The organism is Streptomyces sp. NBC_00576 (genome assembly GCF_036345175.1).
Taxonomy (GTDB): domain Bacteria; phylum Actinomycetota; class Actinomycetes; order Streptomycetales; family Streptomycetaceae; genus Streptomyces.
Genome location: NZ_CP107780.1, coordinates 3263727 through 3279098, shown reverse-complemented (window position 1 = coordinate 3279098; position 15372 = coordinate 3263727). Strand labels below are relative to the sequence as shown.

At 67.9% G+C, this 15372-nt stretch carries 17 protein-coding genes; 13 read left to right on the top strand and 4 right to left on the bottom strand.

Translation table 11 applies throughout. The features are described 5' to 3' along the window. Positions 1 to 95 precede the first annotated feature (95 nt). From OG734_RS13590 to OG734_RS13545, 10 genes are all read left to right on the top strand, one after another. Positions 96 to 533 carry a hypothetical protein gene (locus OG734_RS13590; RefSeq protein ID WP_330293652.1) on the top strand — a complete coding sequence of 146 codons (438 nt, stop codon included), beginning with the start codon at positions 96 to 98 and terminating at the stop codon, positions 531 to 533. Positions 534 to 758: 225 nt separating this feature from the next. After that, positions 759 to 1583 (top strand): F0F1 ATP synthase subunit A, encoded by an 825-nt coding sequence (atpB, locus tag OG734_RS13585; protein WP_330287747.1) that lies wholly within the window; start codon positions 759 to 761, stop codon positions 1581 to 1583. A 74-nt stretch (positions 1584 to 1657) separates the two neighbouring features. Then, positions 1658 to 1879: an ATP synthase F0 subunit C gene (atpE, locus tag OG734_RS13580; protein ID WP_030929126.1), complete on the top strand. Its 222-nt coding sequence runs from the start codon at positions 1658 to 1660 to the stop codon at positions 1877 to 1879. Positions 1880 to 1921: 42 nt separating this feature from the next. After that, positions 1922 to 2473, top strand: a complete 552-nt coding sequence (locus OG734_RS13575; RefSeq protein WP_330287746.1) for a F0F1 ATP synthase subunit B — start codon at positions 1922 to 1924, stop codon at positions 2471 to 2473. Between the two features lie 2 nt (positions 2474 to 2475). Then, positions 2476 to 3291, top strand: coding sequence for a F0F1 ATP synthase subunit delta (locus OG734_RS13570; RefSeq protein ID WP_330293651.1), 816 nt, complete (start codon positions 2476 to 2478; stop codon positions 3289 to 3291). 159 nt (positions 3292 to 3450) lie between these two features. Continuing rightward, positions 3451 to 5043, top strand: a complete 1593-nt coding sequence (atpA, locus tag OG734_RS13565; protein ID WP_330287745.1) for a F0F1 ATP synthase subunit alpha — start codon at positions 3451 to 3453, stop codon at positions 5041 to 5043. Positions 5044 to 5063: 20 nt separating this feature from the next. Continuing rightward, a complete protein-coding gene (locus OG734_RS13560) occupies positions 5064 to 5981 on the top strand; it encodes a F0F1 ATP synthase subunit gamma (RefSeq protein ID WP_330287744.1) in 918 nt (305 codons plus the stop codon). Then, positions 5981 to 7417, top strand: a complete 1437-nt coding sequence (gene atpD / locus OG734_RS13555; protein ID WP_330287743.1) for a F0F1 ATP synthase subunit beta — start codon at positions 5981 to 5983, stop codon at positions 7415 to 7417. The genes OG734_RS13560 and atpD overlap by 1 nt, the downstream gene beginning before the upstream one ends. Positions 7418 to 7546: 129 nt before the next feature. Then, positions 7547 to 7921 carry a F0F1 ATP synthase subunit epsilon gene (locus OG734_RS13550; protein ID WP_189149593.1) on the top strand — a complete coding sequence of 125 codons (375 nt, stop codon included), beginning with the start codon at positions 7547 to 7549 and terminating at the stop codon, positions 7919 to 7921. A 131-nt stretch (positions 7922 to 8052) separates the two neighbouring features. Next, positions 8053 to 8499 (top strand): DUF2550 domain-containing protein, encoded by a 447-nt coding sequence (locus tag OG734_RS13545; RefSeq protein ID WP_330287742.1) that lies wholly within the window; start codon positions 8053 to 8055, stop codon positions 8497 to 8499. 78 nt (positions 8500 to 8577) lie between these two features. Here OG734_RS13545 and OG734_RS13540 read toward each other — a convergent pair whose 3' ends face one another. The 3 genes from OG734_RS13540 to OG734_RS13530 all read right to left on the bottom strand — a co-directional run bounded on the left by OG734_RS13540 (position 8578) and on the right by OG734_RS13530 (position 12376). Next, positions 8578 to 10407, bottom strand: coding sequence for a glycoside hydrolase family 18 chitinase (locus tag OG734_RS13540; RefSeq protein ID WP_330287741.1), 1830 nt, complete (start codon positions 10405 to 10407; stop codon positions 8578 to 8580). Positions 10408 to 10541: 134 nt separating this feature from the next. After that, complete coding sequence (locus OG734_RS13535; RefSeq protein ID WP_330287740.1) at positions 10542 to 11201, bottom strand: response regulator transcription factor; 660 nt, start codon at positions 11199 to 11201, stop codon at positions 10542 to 10544. Beyond that, a complete protein-coding gene (locus OG734_RS13530) occupies positions 11198 to 12376 on the bottom strand; it encodes a sensor histidine kinase (RefSeq protein WP_330287739.1) in 1179 nt (392 codons plus the stop codon). The genes OG734_RS13535 and OG734_RS13530 overlap by 4 nt, the downstream gene beginning before the upstream one ends. A 152-nt stretch (positions 12377 to 12528) precedes the next feature. On the opposite strand from OG734_RS13530, the gene OG734_RS13525 reads away from it, so the two are divergent. Together OG734_RS13525 and OG734_RS13520 are read left to right on the top strand one after the other, a co-directional pair. Beyond that, positions 12529 to 13125, top strand: a complete 597-nt coding sequence (locus OG734_RS13525; RefSeq protein WP_330287738.1) for a hypothetical protein — start codon at positions 12529 to 12531, stop codon at positions 13123 to 13125. Continuing rightward, positions 13122 to 13319 carry a DUF5708 family protein gene (locus OG734_RS13520; protein WP_330287737.1) on the top strand — a complete coding sequence of 66 codons (198 nt, stop codon included), beginning with the start codon at positions 13122 to 13124 and terminating at the stop codon, positions 13317 to 13319. Before OG734_RS13525 ends, OG734_RS13520 begins: the two co-directional genes overlap by 4 nt. A gap of 23 nt (positions 13320 to 13342) precedes the next feature. On the opposite strand, the gene OG734_RS13515 is transcribed toward OG734_RS13520, so the two are convergent. After that, on the bottom strand, positions 13343 to 13915 hold the full coding sequence (locus OG734_RS13515) for a cob(I)yrinic acid a,c-diamide adenosyltransferase (RefSeq protein WP_330287736.1): 573 nt from the start codon (positions 13913 to 13915) through the stop codon (positions 13343 to 13345). A 427-nt stretch (positions 13916 to 14342) separates the two neighbouring features. On the opposite strand from OG734_RS13515, the gene OG734_RS13510 reads away from it, so the two are divergent. After that, on the top strand, positions 14343 to 15191 hold the full coding sequence (locus OG734_RS13510) for a 3-hydroxyacyl-CoA dehydrogenase family protein (RefSeq protein WP_330287735.1): 849 nt from the start codon (positions 14343 to 14345) through the stop codon (positions 15189 to 15191). Positions 15192 to 15372 lie beyond the last annotated feature (181 nt).

Here is a 15372-nt window from a genome sequence, read left to right as displayed (position 1 = left end):
CGACGGTCGGTTGGCGTGAGTTTCACCGCTCGAACCGGGGACTACGCTCGTCCATGACGACACCCCACGCCCCCTGCGAAAGCGGAGTTGCCGCCATGCCGTCCAATGACGTCCGGACCCTGCTTCAAGCCGCTGTGCCCACAGCCGCCGTCGGCGCTCTTGCCGCCGTCGTCAGTGCTGTGGTCGCCGGTGCCGAAGGGGCGATCGGGGCGGTCGTCGCGACGCTGGTCGTGATTCTCTTCATGGGAATCGGGTTTTACGTTCTGCAGCGCACTGCCAAAACGCTTCCGCATCTGTTCCAGGCCATGGGCCTGATGCTGTACGCGGCGCAAATTCTTCTGCTGTTCATCTTTCTCGCGGCGTTCAAGAACACGACGCTGTTCAACCCCAGGGCTTTCGCGCTCACGCTGGTCGCAGGCACACTCGCCTGGATCGCGGCGCAGGCGCGTGCCCACATGAAGTCGAAGATCCTCTACGTTGAACCCGACTCCACGACGGGGGACAGGCCCGAAAAGACGGGGCACTCGTCGTGAGAGGTAGGGCCGGGATAAGGGCGTGTGAGAGATCCTGCTATCGTCCGGTGCCAACTGCGGCATCGCGGGCGCGGGCATCTGAGCTGACGCCTGCTCAATCGCGAGGCTTGATGCCCCACAGCCGCCCCCACATCCGTAACACCAGTCCAGTGCCGACCCGCGGCTGCGTGCCGCGCCGACACAACGAGGTTGCCGTACCCATGCGTCACGCCGAAGGAGCCCGTGGTGAGTGCTGACCCGACGCAGGTGCTCGCCTTCGAGACCGATTGCCACCTCTTCGACGGTTGTGGCTTCCCGGCTCCGGGCCTGCATTCGTTCATGTTCGAGCCGCTTTGGGGCGACGCAGACGGCAACGGGCTCTACTTCAACAAGCCCATGCTGCTCGCTCTGCTCGGGTCCATCATCGTGGTGGGATTCTTCTGGGCGGCGTTCCGCAAGCCCAAGATGGTTCCCGGCAAACTGCAGATGGTCGCCGAGGCCGGTTACGACTTCGTCCGGCGCGGCATCGTCTACGAGACGATCGGAAAGAAGGAAGGCGACAAGTACGTACCGCTTGCCGTCTCGCTCTTCTTCTTCATCTGGATGATGAACATCTGGTCCATCGTCCCGATCGCCTCCTTCCCGGTGACCTCGATCATCGCCTACCCGGCGGTTCTCGCGGCCATCGTCTACATCACCTGGGTCTCTCTGACCTTCAAGCGGCACGGCTTCGTCGGCGCCTTCAAGAACTTCACCGGTTACGACAAGTCGCTGGGCCCGGTGCTCCCGCTGGCCATGACGATCGAGTTCTTCTCGAACCTGATCGTCCGCCCGTTCACGCACGCCGTGCGACTGTTCGCGAACATGTTCGCCGGTCACACCCTGCTGCTGCTCTTCACGATCGCCAGCTGGTACATGCTGAACGGCATCGGCATCGCGTACTCGGGTGTCTCCTTCGTGATGGTCATCGTGATGACCGCCTTCGAGCTCTTCATCCAGGCCGTCCAGGCGTACGTCTTCGTCCTCCTGACGTGCACCTTCATCCAGGGCGCGCTCGCCGAGCACCACTGAGCACCGTCCCCAACGCATACCTAGTCGTCCGGTGGCCAACCCCCACCGGTCCGTAAAGAGAAGGAAGAACTGGCATGTCTACCCTTGCTGCTGTCACCGGTGACCTCGGTTCCGTCGGTTACGGTCTCGCTGCCATCGGTCCCGGCGTCGGCGTCGGCATCATCTTCGGTAACGGCACCCAGGCTCTCGCCCGTCAGCCCGAGGCCGCCGGCCTGATCCGTGCCAACCAGATCCTCGGCTTCGCGTTCTGTGAGGCGCTGGCCCTCATCGGCCTCGTCATGCCGTTCGTCTACTAAGACGAATCACGACGACAGCCCCATTCGACGAAAGGCACTGATGTGAACCACGCACTGGTTCAGCTGGCGGCCGAGGCGGAGAAGGAAAACCCTCTCATTCCGCCGTGGCCGGAGCTTGTCATCGGCCTGATCGCCTTCGTCATCGTCTTCGGCTTCCTCGCCAAGAAGCTCCTCCCGACCATCAACAAGGTTCTGGAAGAGCGGCGCGAGGCCATCGAGGGCGGTATCGAGAAGGCCGAGGCCGCTCAGACCGAGGCCCAGAGTGTCCTCGAGCAGTACAAGGCTCAGCTCGCCGAGGCTCGGCACGAGGCCGCGCGACTGCGCCAGGAGGCGCAGGAGCAGGGCGCCACGCTCATCGCCGAGATGCGCGCGGAAGGCCAGCGGCAGCGCGAGGAGATCGTCGCCGCCGGTCACTCCCAGCTCGACGCCGACCGCAAGGCCGCCTCGTCCGCGCTTCGCCAGGACGTCGGCAAGCTCGCCACCGAACTGGCCGGCAAGCTCGTCGGTGAGTCCCTTGAGGACCATGCCCGGCAGAGCCGCGTGATCGACCGTTTCCTCGACGACCTTGAGGAGAAGGCCGAGGCGACTCGATGACCGTGCACGGAGCCAGTCGCGAGGCTGCCGCCGCCGCACGGGAGCGTCTCGACGCGCTGACGGACTCGACGTCCGCCGACGCGAAGAAGCTGTCCGAGGAGCTGGCCGCGGTCACCGCGCTGCTGCACCGCGAGGTGTCCCTGCGTCGGGTCCTCACCGACCCGGCGCAGTCCGGAGAGGCCAAGGCCGAGCTGGCCCAGCGCCTCTTCGGCAGCCAGGTCGGCGGGCCCACCACCGACCTGGTGGCCGGCATGGTGCGCTCCCGCTGGTCGCGTTCGCGCGACCTGGTGGACACGCTGGAGGAGCTGGCGGACATCGCCGACCTCACGGCTGCCCAGCAGGCGGGCGCGCTCGACAACGTCGAGGACGAGCTGTTCCGGTTCGGCCGGATCGTCGCTTCGAACACCGGTCTGCGCGCCGCGCTGACCGACCGTGCCGCGACGACCGGCGCCAAGGGCGAGCTGCTGCGCAGCCTGCTCGGGGGCCGGGCCGCCGCCACGACCGAGCGTCTGGTGACGCGCCTTGTGACCGCGCCGCGGGGACGTAGCCTGGAAGCGGGACTCGAGTCCCTGTCCAAGCTCGCCGCCGAGCGCCGGGACCGCATGGTCGCCGTCGTCACCTCCGCGGTTCCGCTGAGCGACCCGCAGAAGCAGCGCCTCGGCGCCGCCCTCGCGAAGCTCTACGGCCGTCAGATGCACCTGAACCTGGACGTGGACCCCGAGGTCCTCGGCGGGATCCGGGTGCTGGTCGGCGACGAGGTCATCAACGGCAGCATCGCGGACCGCATCGAGGACGCCGGCCGCCGCATGGCGAGCTAGCTCGCCCGGCAGCCACGCAGAACGCAGCAACTCAATACTCGTAGTACGTACTTGACTACGGCCCTGGTTGGGCCGTGCAGAGGATTCACCTCTTATTGGGGGGAGTCCCCATCCCCCCAAGTGAAACTTCGGGCCCAACAAGGAGAGCAGGGAACCCAGATGGCGGAGCTCACGATCCGGCCGGAGGAGATCCGGGATGCGCTGGAGACCTTTGTCCAGTCGTACAAGCCGGACGCGGCCTCGCGCGAGGAGGTCGGTACGGTCACCCTTGCCGGCGACGGCATCGCGAAGGTCGAGGGCCTGCCCTCGGCCATGGCCAACGAACTGCTGAAGTTCGAGGACGGCACCCTCGGTCTCGCGCTCAACCTCGAAGAGCGCGAGATCGGTACCGTCATCCTCGGCGAGTTCAGCGGTATCGAGGAGGGCCAGCCGGTCACCCGTACCGGCGAGGTCCTGTCGGTGGCGGTCGGCGAGGGCTACCTCGGCCGTGTAGTCGACCCGCTCGGCAACCCGATCGACGGCCTCGGCGAGATCGAGACCAGCGGTCGTCGCGCCCTTGAGCTGCAGGCTCCGGGCGTCATGGCGCGCAAGTCGGTGCACGAGCCGATGGAGACGGGCTACAAGGCCGTCGACGCGATGACCCCGATCGGCCGCGGCCAGCGTCAGCTGGTCATCGGTGACCGTCAGACCGGCAAGACCGCTCTGGCCGTCGACACGATCATCAACCAGCGTGACAACTGGCGCACCGGCGACCCGAAGAAGCAGGTCCGCTGCGTCTACGTCGCCATCGGCCAGAAGGGCTCGACCATCGCCTCCGTGCGTGGCGCCCTCGAAGAGGCCGGCGCGCTGGAGTACACGACCATCGTCGCCGCCCCGGCGTCCGACCCGGCCGGCTTCAAGTACCTGGCGCCGTACACCGGTTCGGCCATCGGTCAGCAGTGGATGTACGAGGGCAAGCACGTCCTCATCATCTTCGACGACCTCTCGAAGCAGGCCGACGCCTACCGCGCCGTGTCCCTGCTGCTGCGCCGCCCGCCGGGCCGTGAGGCCTACCCGGGTGACGTCTTCTACCTGCACTCCCGTCTCCTGGAGCGCTGCGCGAAGCTCTCCGACGAGCTGGGCGCGGGCTCGATGACCGGTCTGCCGATCGTCGAGACCAAGGCCAACGACGTCTCGGCGTTCATCCCGACCAACGTCATCTCCATCACCGACGGCCAGTGCTTCCTGGAGTCGGACCTGTTCAACGCCGGTCAGCGCCCCGCGCTGAACGTCGGTATCTCCGTCTCCCGCGTCGGTGGTTCGGCCCAGCACAAGGCCATGCGCCAGGTGTCCGGCCGACTGCGCCTCGACCTCGCCCAGTACCGTGAGCTGGAGGCGTTCGCCGCCTTCGGTTCCGACCTGGACGCCGCGTCGAAGTCCCAGCTGGAGCGTGGTCAGCGACTGGTCGAGCTGCTCAAGCAGGCTCAGTACGAGCCGATGGCCACCGAGGACCAGGTCGTCTCCATCTGGACCGGTACCACCGGCCGGATGGACGAGGTGCCGGTGGGCGACATCCGCCGCTTCGAGAAGGAGCTCCTGGAGTACCTGCACCGCAAGGAGCAGGGCCTCATGACCTCCATCAAGGAGGGCGCCAAGATGTCGGACGACACCATCACCGCCATCGGCGACGCCGTCGCGGAGTTCAAGAAGCAGTTCGAGACCTCGGACGGCAAGCTTCTCGGCGAAGACGCTCCGGCCGCCGCGGCCAAGTGACGACGGAAGGGACCTGACTCATGGGAGCCCAGCTCCGGGTCTACAAGCGTCGCATCAAATCCGTCACCGCGACCAAGAAGATCACCAAGGCGATGGAGATGATCGCCGCCTCGCGTGTCGTCAAGGCGCAGCGCAAGGTGGCGGCCTCCGCGCCGTACGCGACCGAGCTCACCCGCGCGGTCACGGCGGTCGGTACCGGGTCGAACACCAGGCACCCGCTGACCACCGAGGCCGAGACGCCGACCCGTTCCGCGGTCCTGCTCCTTTCGAGCGACCGCGGTCTGGCCGGCGCCTTCAACTCCAACGCGATCAAGGCCGCCGAGCAGCTGACGGCGCGCCTTGAGGCGGAGGGCAAGGAGGTCGACACGTACATCGTCGGCCGCCGCGGTCTGGCCCACTACAACTTCCGCGAGCGCAAGGTCGTGGAGTCGTGGTCGGGCTTCACCGACCAGCCCACGTACGCGGACGCCAAGAAGGTCGCGGCTCCGCTCATCGAGGCCATCGAGAAGGAGACGGCGGACGGCGGCGTGGACGAACTCCACATCGTCTACACCGAGTTCGTCTCGATGATGACGCAGAACGCGGTCGACGGCCGTCTGCTGCCGCTCCGCCTCGACGAGGTGGCCGCGGAGTCGACGGGGAAGGGCGAGATCCTTCCGCTGTACGACTTCGAGCCGTCGGCGGAGGACGTCCTCGACGCTCTGCTGCCGCGGTACGTCGAGAGCCGTATCTACAACGCGATGCTCCAGTCGGCCGCTTCCAAGCACGCCGCCACGCGCCGCGCGATGAAGTCGGCCACCGACAACGCGGGAGACCTCATCACGACGCTCTCCCGACTTGCCAACGCGGCCCGACAGGCCGAAATCACCCAGGAAATCAGCGAGATCGTCGGTGGCACCGCAGCCCTGGCCGACGCGACCGCGGGGAGTGACAGGTAATGACGACGACAGTTGAGACGGCCGTTGCCACGGGCCGCGTCGCCCGGGTAATCGGCCCGGTCGTCGACGTGGAATTCCCCGTCGACGCCATGCCGGAGATCTACAACGCCCTTCACGTCGAGGTGGCCGACCCGGCCCTGGACGGCGCGAAGAAGACGCTGACCCTGGAGGTTGCCCAGCACCTGGGTGACGGCCTGGTCCGCACGATCTCGATGCAGCCCACCGACGGTCTGGTCCGCCAGGCCGCGGTCACCAACACGGGTACGGGCATCACCGTCCCCGTCGGTGACTTCACCAAGGGCAAGGTGTTCAACACCCTCGGTGAGGTACTGAACTCCGACGAGCAGTACGAGGGCGAGCGCTGGTCCATCCACCGCAAGGCCCCGCGCTTCGACGAGCTCGAGTCGAAGACCGAGATGTTCGAGACCGGCGTCAAGGTCATCGACCTTCTCACCCCGTACGTCAAGGGTGGAAAGATCGGCCTGTTCGGCGGTGCCGGCGTCGGCAAGACGGTGCTCATCCAGGAGATGATCTACCGCGTCGCCAACAACCACGACGGTGTCTCCGTGTTCGCCGGTGTCGGCGAGCGCACCCGTGAGGGCAACGACCTCATCGAGGAGATGGCCGACTCGGGCGTCATCGACAAGACCGCGCTGGTCTTCGGTCAGATGGACGAGCCCCCGGGCACCCGTCTGCGCGTGGCCCTGGCCGGTCTGACCATGGCGGAGTACTTCCGCGATGTGCAGAAGCAGGACGTGCTGTTCTTCATCGACAACATCTTCCGCTTCACCCAGGCCGGTTCCGAGGTCTCGACCCTGCTCGGCCGTATGCCCTCCGCGGTGGGTTACCAGCCGAACCTGGCCGACGAGATGGGTCTCCTCCAGGAGCGCATCACCTCGACCCGTGGACACTCGATCACCTCGATGCAGGCGATCTACGTCCCCGCGGACGACCTGACCGACCCGGCCCCGGCCACCACGTTCGCCCACCTCGACGCGACGACGGTTCTCTCCCGTCCGATCTCCGAGAAGGGCATCTACCCGGCCGTGGACCCGCTGGACTCCACGTCCCGCATCCTGGACCCGCGCTACATCGCGGCGGAGCACTACAACACCGCGATGCGCGTCAAGACGGTTCTGCAGAAGTACAAGGACCTCCAGGACATCATCGCGATCCTCGGTATCGACGAGCTCGGCGAGGAGGACAAGCTCGTCGTCCACCGTGCCCGTCGCGTGGAGCGCTTCCTGTCCCAGAACACCCACGTCGCCAAGCAGTTCACCGGCGTCGACGGGTCGGACGTACCGCTGGACGAGTCGATCGTGGCGTTCAACGCGATCATCGACGGCGACTACGACCACTTCCCGGAGCAGGCGTTCTTCCTCTGCGGTGGCATTGAGGACCTCAAGGCCAACGCCAAGGAGCTGGGCGTCTCCTGACCCCCGCGCTCTTGGGAGAGGGGCAGGGGGGCACCCTTCGCGGGGTGCGTCCTGCCCCTCTCCGCACACCCACTAGAATTGATCCCAACACCCGGTACAACAGCCGGGTGGTGACCCGAGGAGCCAACCTTGGCTGCTGAGCTGCACGTCGAGCTGGTCGCTGCCGACCGTCAGGTCTGGTCCGGCGAGGCCACCCTGGTCGTCGCGCGCACCACGTCCGGCGACATCGGCGTCATGCCCGGTCACCAGCCGCTGCTCGGTGTGCTGGAGTCGGGCCCGGTGACCATCCGTACGAGTGATGGTGGAACGGTCGTCGCCGCGGCGCACGGCGGTTTCATCTCGTTCGCGGACAACAAGCTGTCGCTGCTGGCGGAGATCGCTGAGCTGGCGGACGAGATCGACGTCCAGCGCGTCGAGCGGGAGCTCGAGCGTGCGAAGGCTGAGGGCGACGCCTCTGCCGAGCGGCGCGCGGATGTCCGACTGCGGGCCGTGGCGGCGCGCTGACCACAGCGCACCAGTGTGATGCTTTGCCTCAGCCGCGGCTGGGACCGGTTACCGCCGGTCCTGGCCGCGGCTGAGGCGAATCCGGGTGTTTTTTCTTTTCCGTTACCTAGGAGACGAGGAGGTCGGTGTCGATGATCCTCGCTCTGACTGTGTGCGGCTTGGTAGTGGCGCTCGCGCTGGTGGGCCTGTTCGTCTTCGGGCTGCGCCGCCGACTCATCCAACGCTCCGGCGGTACGTTCGACTGCAGCCTGCGCTGGGACGTACCCGAGAAACCCGACCCCAGCGGCAAGGGCTGGGGCTACGGTGTCGCCCGCTACAACGGTGACCGGATCGAGTGGTACCGCGTCTTCTCGTACTCCCCCCGTCCGCGCCGCGTCCTGGAACGCTCGTCGATCGAGGTGGCCGGCCGTCGCGCCCCCGACGGCGAGGAGGAGCTGGCACTGCTCTCGGACGCGGTCGTGCTTGCCTGTGTCCATCGGGGGACGAGACTGGAGCTGGCGATGAGCGACGACGCGCTGACCGGTTTCCTCGCCTGGCTGGAGGCGGCGCCTCCCGGGCAACAGGTGAACGTGGCCTGACATGCATGCGCAGGAGGGCGGGGCTGGTTCCGTACGTACGGAACCCGCCCCGCCGCCTGTTGCCTGCCGTGCCGGTGGCTACGCCAGGCCGCCGCTGATCGCGCTCACCAGCTCCCCGTTGCTCGTGTCGCCGCTGAACTCCCAGAAGAACGCGCCGCCCAGGGACTGGTTCTTGGCCCAGGTCATCTTTCCGGCGATCGTCGCGGGAGTGTCGTACGACCACCAGTTGCTGCCGCAGTACGCGTACGCGGTGCCGGCGATCGTGCCGGTGGCCGGGCAGGACGTCTTGAGGATCTTGTAGTCCTCGATGCCCGCCTCGTATGTGCCCGGTGCCGCGCCGGTCGCCGTGCCGCCAGGGGCGGACTGGGTGACGCCGGTCCACCCGCGGCCGTAGAAGCCGATGCCCAGCAGGAGCTTCGCCGCCGGGACGCCCTTCGCCTTCAGCTTGGCGATGGCGTCGGCGGAGTTGAAGCCGGCGGCCGGGATGCCGGCGTACGAGGTGAGCGGCGAGTGCGGGGCGGTCGGGCCGTCCGCGTCGAAGGCGCCGAAGTAGTCGTACGTCATCACGTTGTACCAGTCGGCGTAGGCGGAGGCGCCGCCGTAGTCGGCCGCGTCGATCTTGCCGCCGGAGGAGCCGTCGGCGGTGATGGCCGCGGTGACCAGGTAGTTCGCCCCGAACGTCGTACGCAGCGCCGACATCAGGTTCTTGAAGGCCGCCGCACCTGACGTGTCACAGGTCAGGCCGCAGGCGTTCGGGTACTCCCAGTCGATGTCGATGCCGTCGAAGACGTCCGCCCAGCGCGGGTCCTCCACGACCGCCTTGCAGGAGGCGGCGAAGGCGGCCGGGTTGGCGGCGGCCTGGGTGAAGCCGCCGGAGTAGGTCCAGCCGCCGAAGGAGTACAGCACCTTGATGTTCGGGTACTTGGCCTTCAGTTGGCGCAGCTGGTTGAAGTTGCCGCGCAGCGGCTGGTCCCAGGTGTCGGCCACGCCCGACACCGACTGGTCGGCGGTGTAGGCCTTGTCGTAGGCGGCGTAGGTGTCGTCGACGGTGCACTTGCCGTCCTTGACGTTGCCGAAGGCGTAGTTGATGTGCGTGATCTTCGACGCCGAGCCCGAGGTGACCAGGTTCTTGACGTGGTAGTTGCGGCCGTAGACGCCCCACTCGGTGAAGTAGCCGAGCTTGACCTTGTTCCCGGTGGGCGGGTTCGTGGTGCCGCCGGTGGTGCGCACGGCGACCGCGCCGCTCACCGGGCCGGTCTGGTCGGCGGTGTCCCGGGCCTGGACGGTGTACGAGTAGTCCGTACCGGCGGTCAGACCCGTGTCCGTGTACGAGGTGGCCGTCACCGTCGCGACCTTGGTGCCGTCGCGCAGGACGTCGTAGTTCTTGATGCCCTTGTCGTCTGTGGCCGAGGTCCAACTCAACTTGGCCGAGGTGTTGGTGATGCCGGAGGCCGTCGGAGTGCCTGGCGCGGAGGGGGTGTTGTCGCCGGGCACCGTGCCGCCGCTGCAACTGCCGCCGTTCAGCTTGCAGTTGGCAGGGGAGCCGGTGCCGCTGCCGTTGAAGCCGAAGGAGACGGTGGCGCCGGGGGCGAGGGTGCCGTTCCAGGACTTGTTCTTGGCGGTCCAGTGGGTGGAGCTGGAGGTGACGTCGGCGTCCCAGGCCGAGGTGACGGACGTACCGGAGGGGAAGTCCCACTCGACCGTCCATGAACTGATCGACGTGGTACCGGTGTTGGTGACCGTCCACTTGCCTTCGAAGCCGGTGCCCCAGTCCTGGGTCTTGGCGTAGGTCGCGGTGGCCGATGAAGACGCAGCTGCCGCCTGTGTCGGTCCCGCCAGGCCCACCAGGGCGGCGAGGGGGAGCAGCAGGGTCGTCAGGCCTGCCGTACATCTTTGTCCGAAGCGCATGCCGCGCCTCCTTGGAGGTGTAGGGGGTGGGGGTGAGACTGAGCCTTCGCACCCACAGTGCCGCGAGAATAGGAAGGTCTGGACCATGGGTCAATAGGTCTGGACCACTTCGCGTGAAGGCTCGCCTGATTCCCCTAAACCCCCAACTCCTGTGCCAGTACCGCCGCTTGGACCCGACTGCGCAGCTCCAGCTTGCCCAGCAAGCGGCTGACGTGCGTCTTCACCGTCGCCTCCGCCATGTCGAGGCGGGTCGCGATCTCGGCGTTGGACAGTCCCTCGCCGAGACACGACAGCACCTCGCGCTCACGGCGGGTGAGGGCGTCCAGGACGGCGGGCTCGGCGCTCGGCTCCCGTACCGGCCCGGTGGCGAACTCGGCGATCAGTCGCCGGGTGACCGCCGGCGCGATCAGCCCCTCGCCGCGCGCCACCGTCCGTACCGCCTCGATCAGGTCCTTCGCCTCCGTGTTCTTCAGGAGGAAGCCGGAAGCCCCCGCGCGCAGCGCCCCGAAGACGTACTCGTCGAGGTCGAAGGTGGTCAGCACCAGGACGTCGGCGAGCTGTTCGGCCACCACCTGCCGCGTCGCCGACACCCCGTCCAGGCGCGGCATCTGAATGTCCATCAGCACCAGATCCGGCCGTAGTTCACGGGCCAGCGCCACCGCCTGCTCGCCGTCCGGCGCCTCTCCGACCACCTCGATGCCGGGCGCGCTGCCCAGAATGAGGACGAGCCCCGCCCGTACGGCCGACTGGTCCTCGGCGACGAGCACCCGGATCGCCGCTCCTGCTGCTGTCATACGTCTTCTCCTTCGGTGAGGGGCAGCGCGGCGCGCACGGCCCAGTGGGCGCCGTTCGGTCCCGCCGTGAAGGTGCCGCCCAACAGCGAGACCCGCTCCCGCATCCCGACCAGACCGGCACCCGAGCCCGGTGCGCGCGGACTGTCGTGACCCTCGTGCGGGCTGGTCACGGCGACGCTCAGCGAACCGTCCCGCCGGGTGAGCGCCACCGTGACCCGGCCGGGGGAGGCGTGCTTGAGGGCGTTGGTCAGGGACTCCTGGACGATGCGGTACGCGGCCAGCTCGACCGGGACCGGCAGGGCGGCGTGGTCGGTATCGGTGTCCAGGGTGACGTCGAGGCCGTTGGTGCGGGCACCGTCCACCAGTGCGCCGAGACCCTCCAGCGTCGGGGCCGCCGCCGGTTCCAGGTCGCCGCCGCTGTCGCGCAGGATGCCGATCAGGCGGCGCATCTCGGCCAGTCCCGCCACGCTGTTCTCACGGATGACGCCGAGGGCCTGTTTCGAGGTGTCCGGGTCGTCGATGGAGAGGGCGGCCGTGGAGTGGATCGCGATGGCGGAGAGGTGGTTGGCGACCAGGTCGTGCAACTCCCTTGCCATCCGCGCCCGTTCGGAGGTCACCGCCTGGGTGCGGTCCAACTCGGCAAGCAGGGCGGTCTGTTCGGCGCGCAGCCGGGCCGAGTCGGCGGCGTCGCGGTGGTTGCGTACGATCAGACCGGTGGCCGCGGGCGTGAACGCCACGATGCCGACGACCACACCGACGAGCAGCGCCTCCGGCACCCGCCAGACCGCGAAGGGCACGATCGCGGCGGCCACCGCGAGCAGCCCGGTGATCCAGGGGACCCGGCGGGCGGTGGCGGGCGGGCCGTACAGCACGGCCGCGTACACGAGGTCCGTGAACATCACGACAGTGGCCAAGTTGCCCTGCGTGACGACGTCCACGGTCAGCGCGGCCATGCCGACCAGCAGGCCCGTACGCGGACGGATCCGCCGGAGCAGTTCGCAGCCGGCGGTCACGACGAGCGGCAGCAGGATCGGCCAGCGCCCGTCCAGGAGCACGAGCGGATCACGGGCCGCGCGGGTGCCGAGACCGACGCCCCAGATCAGCAGTCCGCCGAGCAGCCCCGCGAGCGCGATGCGCACGTCGTCGCGGTGCGGGCGGGGAGGTCGCGGGGCCATGACTCCATCCAACACGGCCCGGGCGCCGCCCGCCTGATCCCCGGGAAGGGTCCCCAACTGCATCTTTCGATGTACCGCGACTTCCTCACCGCCGACGACGAATCCGGCACGTCCCGCCGGGAGCCTGGAAAGGTGACGGAGAGGAGCGAACTGTGATCGTCACACTGATCATCGCCTGCGAGGTCGGCTTCTGGGTGCTGCTGGCGCTCGGCCTGACCGTCCGGTACCTGCTCAAGTGGCGCCGCACCAGCGTGGCGCTGCTGCTCTGCGAGCCACTGCTGGAACTCGTGCTGTTCGTCGTCACGGCGATCGACCTCAGGAACGGCGCCGAACCGGGCTGGGAGCACGGCCTGGCCGCGCTCTACATCGGCTTCACCGTGGCGTACGGCCACTACATGATCCGCTGGCTCGACGGCCACGCCGCCCACCGCCTGGCCGGGGGCCCGCCCCCGCCGAGCCCGCCCCGCTACGGCATGGCGCGCGCCCGCCACGAGGGCCGCCTGTGGCTGCGTACCGTCGTCATGGCGGCGGTCGCGTGCGCGCTGCTCCAGGCGGCGGTCTGGTACGTCGGCGACGGGGACACGTCGTCGCTGCGGTCCTTCCAGGGGACGGCCCTGCGGATCGCCGGCATCCACGGGCTGATCGCGCTGACGTACACGATCTGGCCGAAGAAGGACCCGGGCGGGCCCGGAGGAGAAGCCGGGAGCGCCGGCCGGGTCACCTTCGAGAAGGAGAGCGCACGGCGATGAGCGGGACGACGAAGAACCTGCTGGAGGGCGCCGCCACCCTGGTGACCGGCCTGGTGCTGTGGCTGTTCGCCGGGGATGTGGAGCTCCCCTTCGTCACCTTGACGAAGGTGGGCGTGGTGATGATGTGCGTCGGGGGAGCACTGCTCCTGACAGGCCTGTTCCAGGTGGCACGCTCACCGAGGGGCAAGCGATAGGGAGGCGAGGCCGGTCGGCCCCCTCAGCGCTCCCCGCCCGGGACCCAGAGCACGTCCCCGACCGCCTTGTTGGCGGTACGCGCCAGGATGAACAACAGGTCCGACAGCCGGTTCAGGTACGTCGCGGTGAGCGGGTTCATCGCCTCGGCGTGGACCTCCAGCGCCGCCCATGTCGAGCGCTCGGCCCGGCGTACGACCGTGCACGCCTGGTGCAGCAGGGCCGCGCCGGGGGTGCCGCCGGGCAGGATGAACGAGCGCAGTTTCTCCAGGTCTTCGAGGAACCGGTCGCAGTCCGCCTCCAGCTTGTCGATGTAGGACTGCTCGACCCGCAACGGAGGAAACTCCGGGTTCTCGGCCACCGGCGTCGCCAGGTCCGCGCCCACGTCGAACAGGTCGTTCTGCACGCGCGTCAGCACCTTGACGACCTCCACCTCCAGCCCGCCCAGCGCGACGGCGGTCCCGATCACCGCGTTCGCCTCGTTGGCATCGGCGTACGCCGAGATCCGCAGATCGGTCTTGGCGACCCGGCTCATGTCACCGAGGGCGGTGGTGCCCTTGTCGCCGATCCTGGTGTAGATACGCGTCAGATTGACCATGCGGCCAATCTAGACGCTCCTCCGATGTGGGCCGAGTGGTGACCAAGTGCCCTCGGACAGAGGTCGGCCCCGGCTGACATCTTCGGGCTCGCGCATGCGTTCTGGGTTCGTATCCGCGTGGACATACGGGTTACAGGGCGTGGAGACCTCGGCATCAGCCGGTCTGTGAAGCGCCAACCAGCGTGAAACCGCAAGGAATTAGCGCTCCGACCGCTGAGGTCGGAATCCCTTCGGCTTCGGCCGTCGAGAGGATCGTCAAGTCCGTCAGATGAGACGTGGCCAACGTGATCGGCGTCTCACGCCATGAGACGTGAAACGCGTTACTAAGCGGTCACACAACCGCTCACGACCGCTAAGGTCCGCCGGAGAGGCCTTGTCGAGGCCCCTATCAAGGCACACATAAACAGCGCGTCAGGGGAGTCGCACAGTGGCACGGAAGCTTGCCGTCATCGGAGCCGGCCTGATGGGTTCCGGCATCGCCCAGGTATCCGCCCAGGCGGGCTGGGACGTCGTACTGCGCGATGTCACCGACGAAGCGCTCACCCGTGGCACCGACGGCATCAAGTCCTCGTACGACCGGTTCGTCGGCAAGGGCAAACTGACCGCGGCCGACGCCGAGGCCGCCCTCGGGCGCATCACCGCGACCACCGACCTGGATGCGGTCGGCGACGCGGACATCGTCGTCGAGGCGGTGTTCGAGAAGCTGGAGGTCAAGCACGAGATCTTCCGCGCGCTCGACAAGATCGCCCGCGACGACGCCGTGCTCGCCTCCAACACCTCCGCCATCCCGATCACCAAGATCGCCGCCGTCACCGACCGCCCGGACCGGGTCGTCGGTGCGCACTTCTTCTCTCCGGTGCCGATGATGCAGCTCTGCGAGCTGGTCCGCGGTTACAAGACGAGCGACGAAACCCTCGCCACGGCACGGGAGTTCGCCGAGTCCGTCGGCAAGACCTGCATCGTCGTCAACCGGGATGTCGCCGGTTTCGTGACGACCCGGCTGATCTCGGCGCTCGTCGTCGAGGCGGCCAAGCTGTACGAGTCCGGTGTCGCCACCGCAGAGGACATCGACCTCGCCTGCAAGCTCGGCTTCGGGCACGCCATGGGCCCGCTGGCCACCGCCGACCTCACCGGGGTCGACATCCTGCTGCACGCCACCAGCAACATCTACACCGAGTCCCAGGACGAGAAGTTCGCTCCTCCGGAGCTGATGCGCCGGATGGTTGACGCCGGTGACATCGGCCGTAAGAGCGGGCAGGGCTTCTACAAGCACTGAGCAGTACCGAGCGCTACTGAGAAACGACGAGTAGTACTGCTGCACCGCAGTACCGCACGTAGTCAACAGACAGGGAAACCGCACGAACCCCTGGGGTATCACCCTGTGGGGTGAATTGAGTATCGGTTCGCTCACAGACGGCAACCTGACCGCCCCTCAGGCAGTCAGAGGTTGCATCACC

Bases quoted from the DNA above. Each gene is read 5' to 3' on its own strand.
- OG734_RS13590 (WP_330293652.1), top strand. From the start codon at position 96: ATGCCGTCCAATGACGTCCGGACCCTGCTTCAAGCCGCTGTGCCCACA.
- atpE (WP_030929126.1), top strand. From the start codon at position 1,658: ATGTCTACCCTTGCTGCTGTCACCGGTGACCTCGGTTCCGTCGGTTAC.
- atpA (WP_330287745.1), top strand. From the start codon at position 3,451: ATGGCGGAGCTCACGATCCGGCCGGAGGAGATCCGGGATGCGCTGGAG.
- OG734_RS13560 (WP_330287744.1), top strand. From the start codon at position 5,064: ATGGGAGCCCAGCTCCGGGTCTACAAGCGTCGCATCAAATCCGTCACC.
- atpD (WP_330287743.1), top strand. From the start codon at position 5,981: ATGACGACGACAGTTGAGACGGCCGTTGCCACGGGCCGCGTCGCCCGG.
- OG734_RS13545 (WP_330287742.1), top strand. From the start codon at position 8,053: ATGATCCTCGCTCTGACTGTGTGCGGCTTGGTAGTGGCGCTCGCGCTG.
- OG734_RS13540 (WP_330287741.1), bottom strand. From the start codon at position 10,407: ATGCGCTTCGGACAAAGATGTACGGCAGGCCTGACGACCCTGCTGCTC.
- OG734_RS13535 (WP_330287740.1), bottom strand. From the start codon at position 11,201: ATGACAGCAGCAGGAGCGGCGATCCGGGTGCTCGTCGCCGAGGACCAG.
- OG734_RS13530 (WP_330287739.1), bottom strand. From the start codon at position 12,376: ATGGCCCCGCGACCTCCCCGCCCGCACCGCGACGACGTGCGCATCGCG.
- OG734_RS13520 (WP_330287737.1), top strand. From the start codon at position 13,122: ATGAGCGGGACGACGAAGAACCTGCTGGAGGGCGCCGCCACCCTGGTG.
- OG734_RS13515 (WP_330287736.1), bottom strand. From the start codon at position 13,915: ATGGTCAATCTGACGCGTATCTACACCAGGATCGGCGACAAGGGCACC.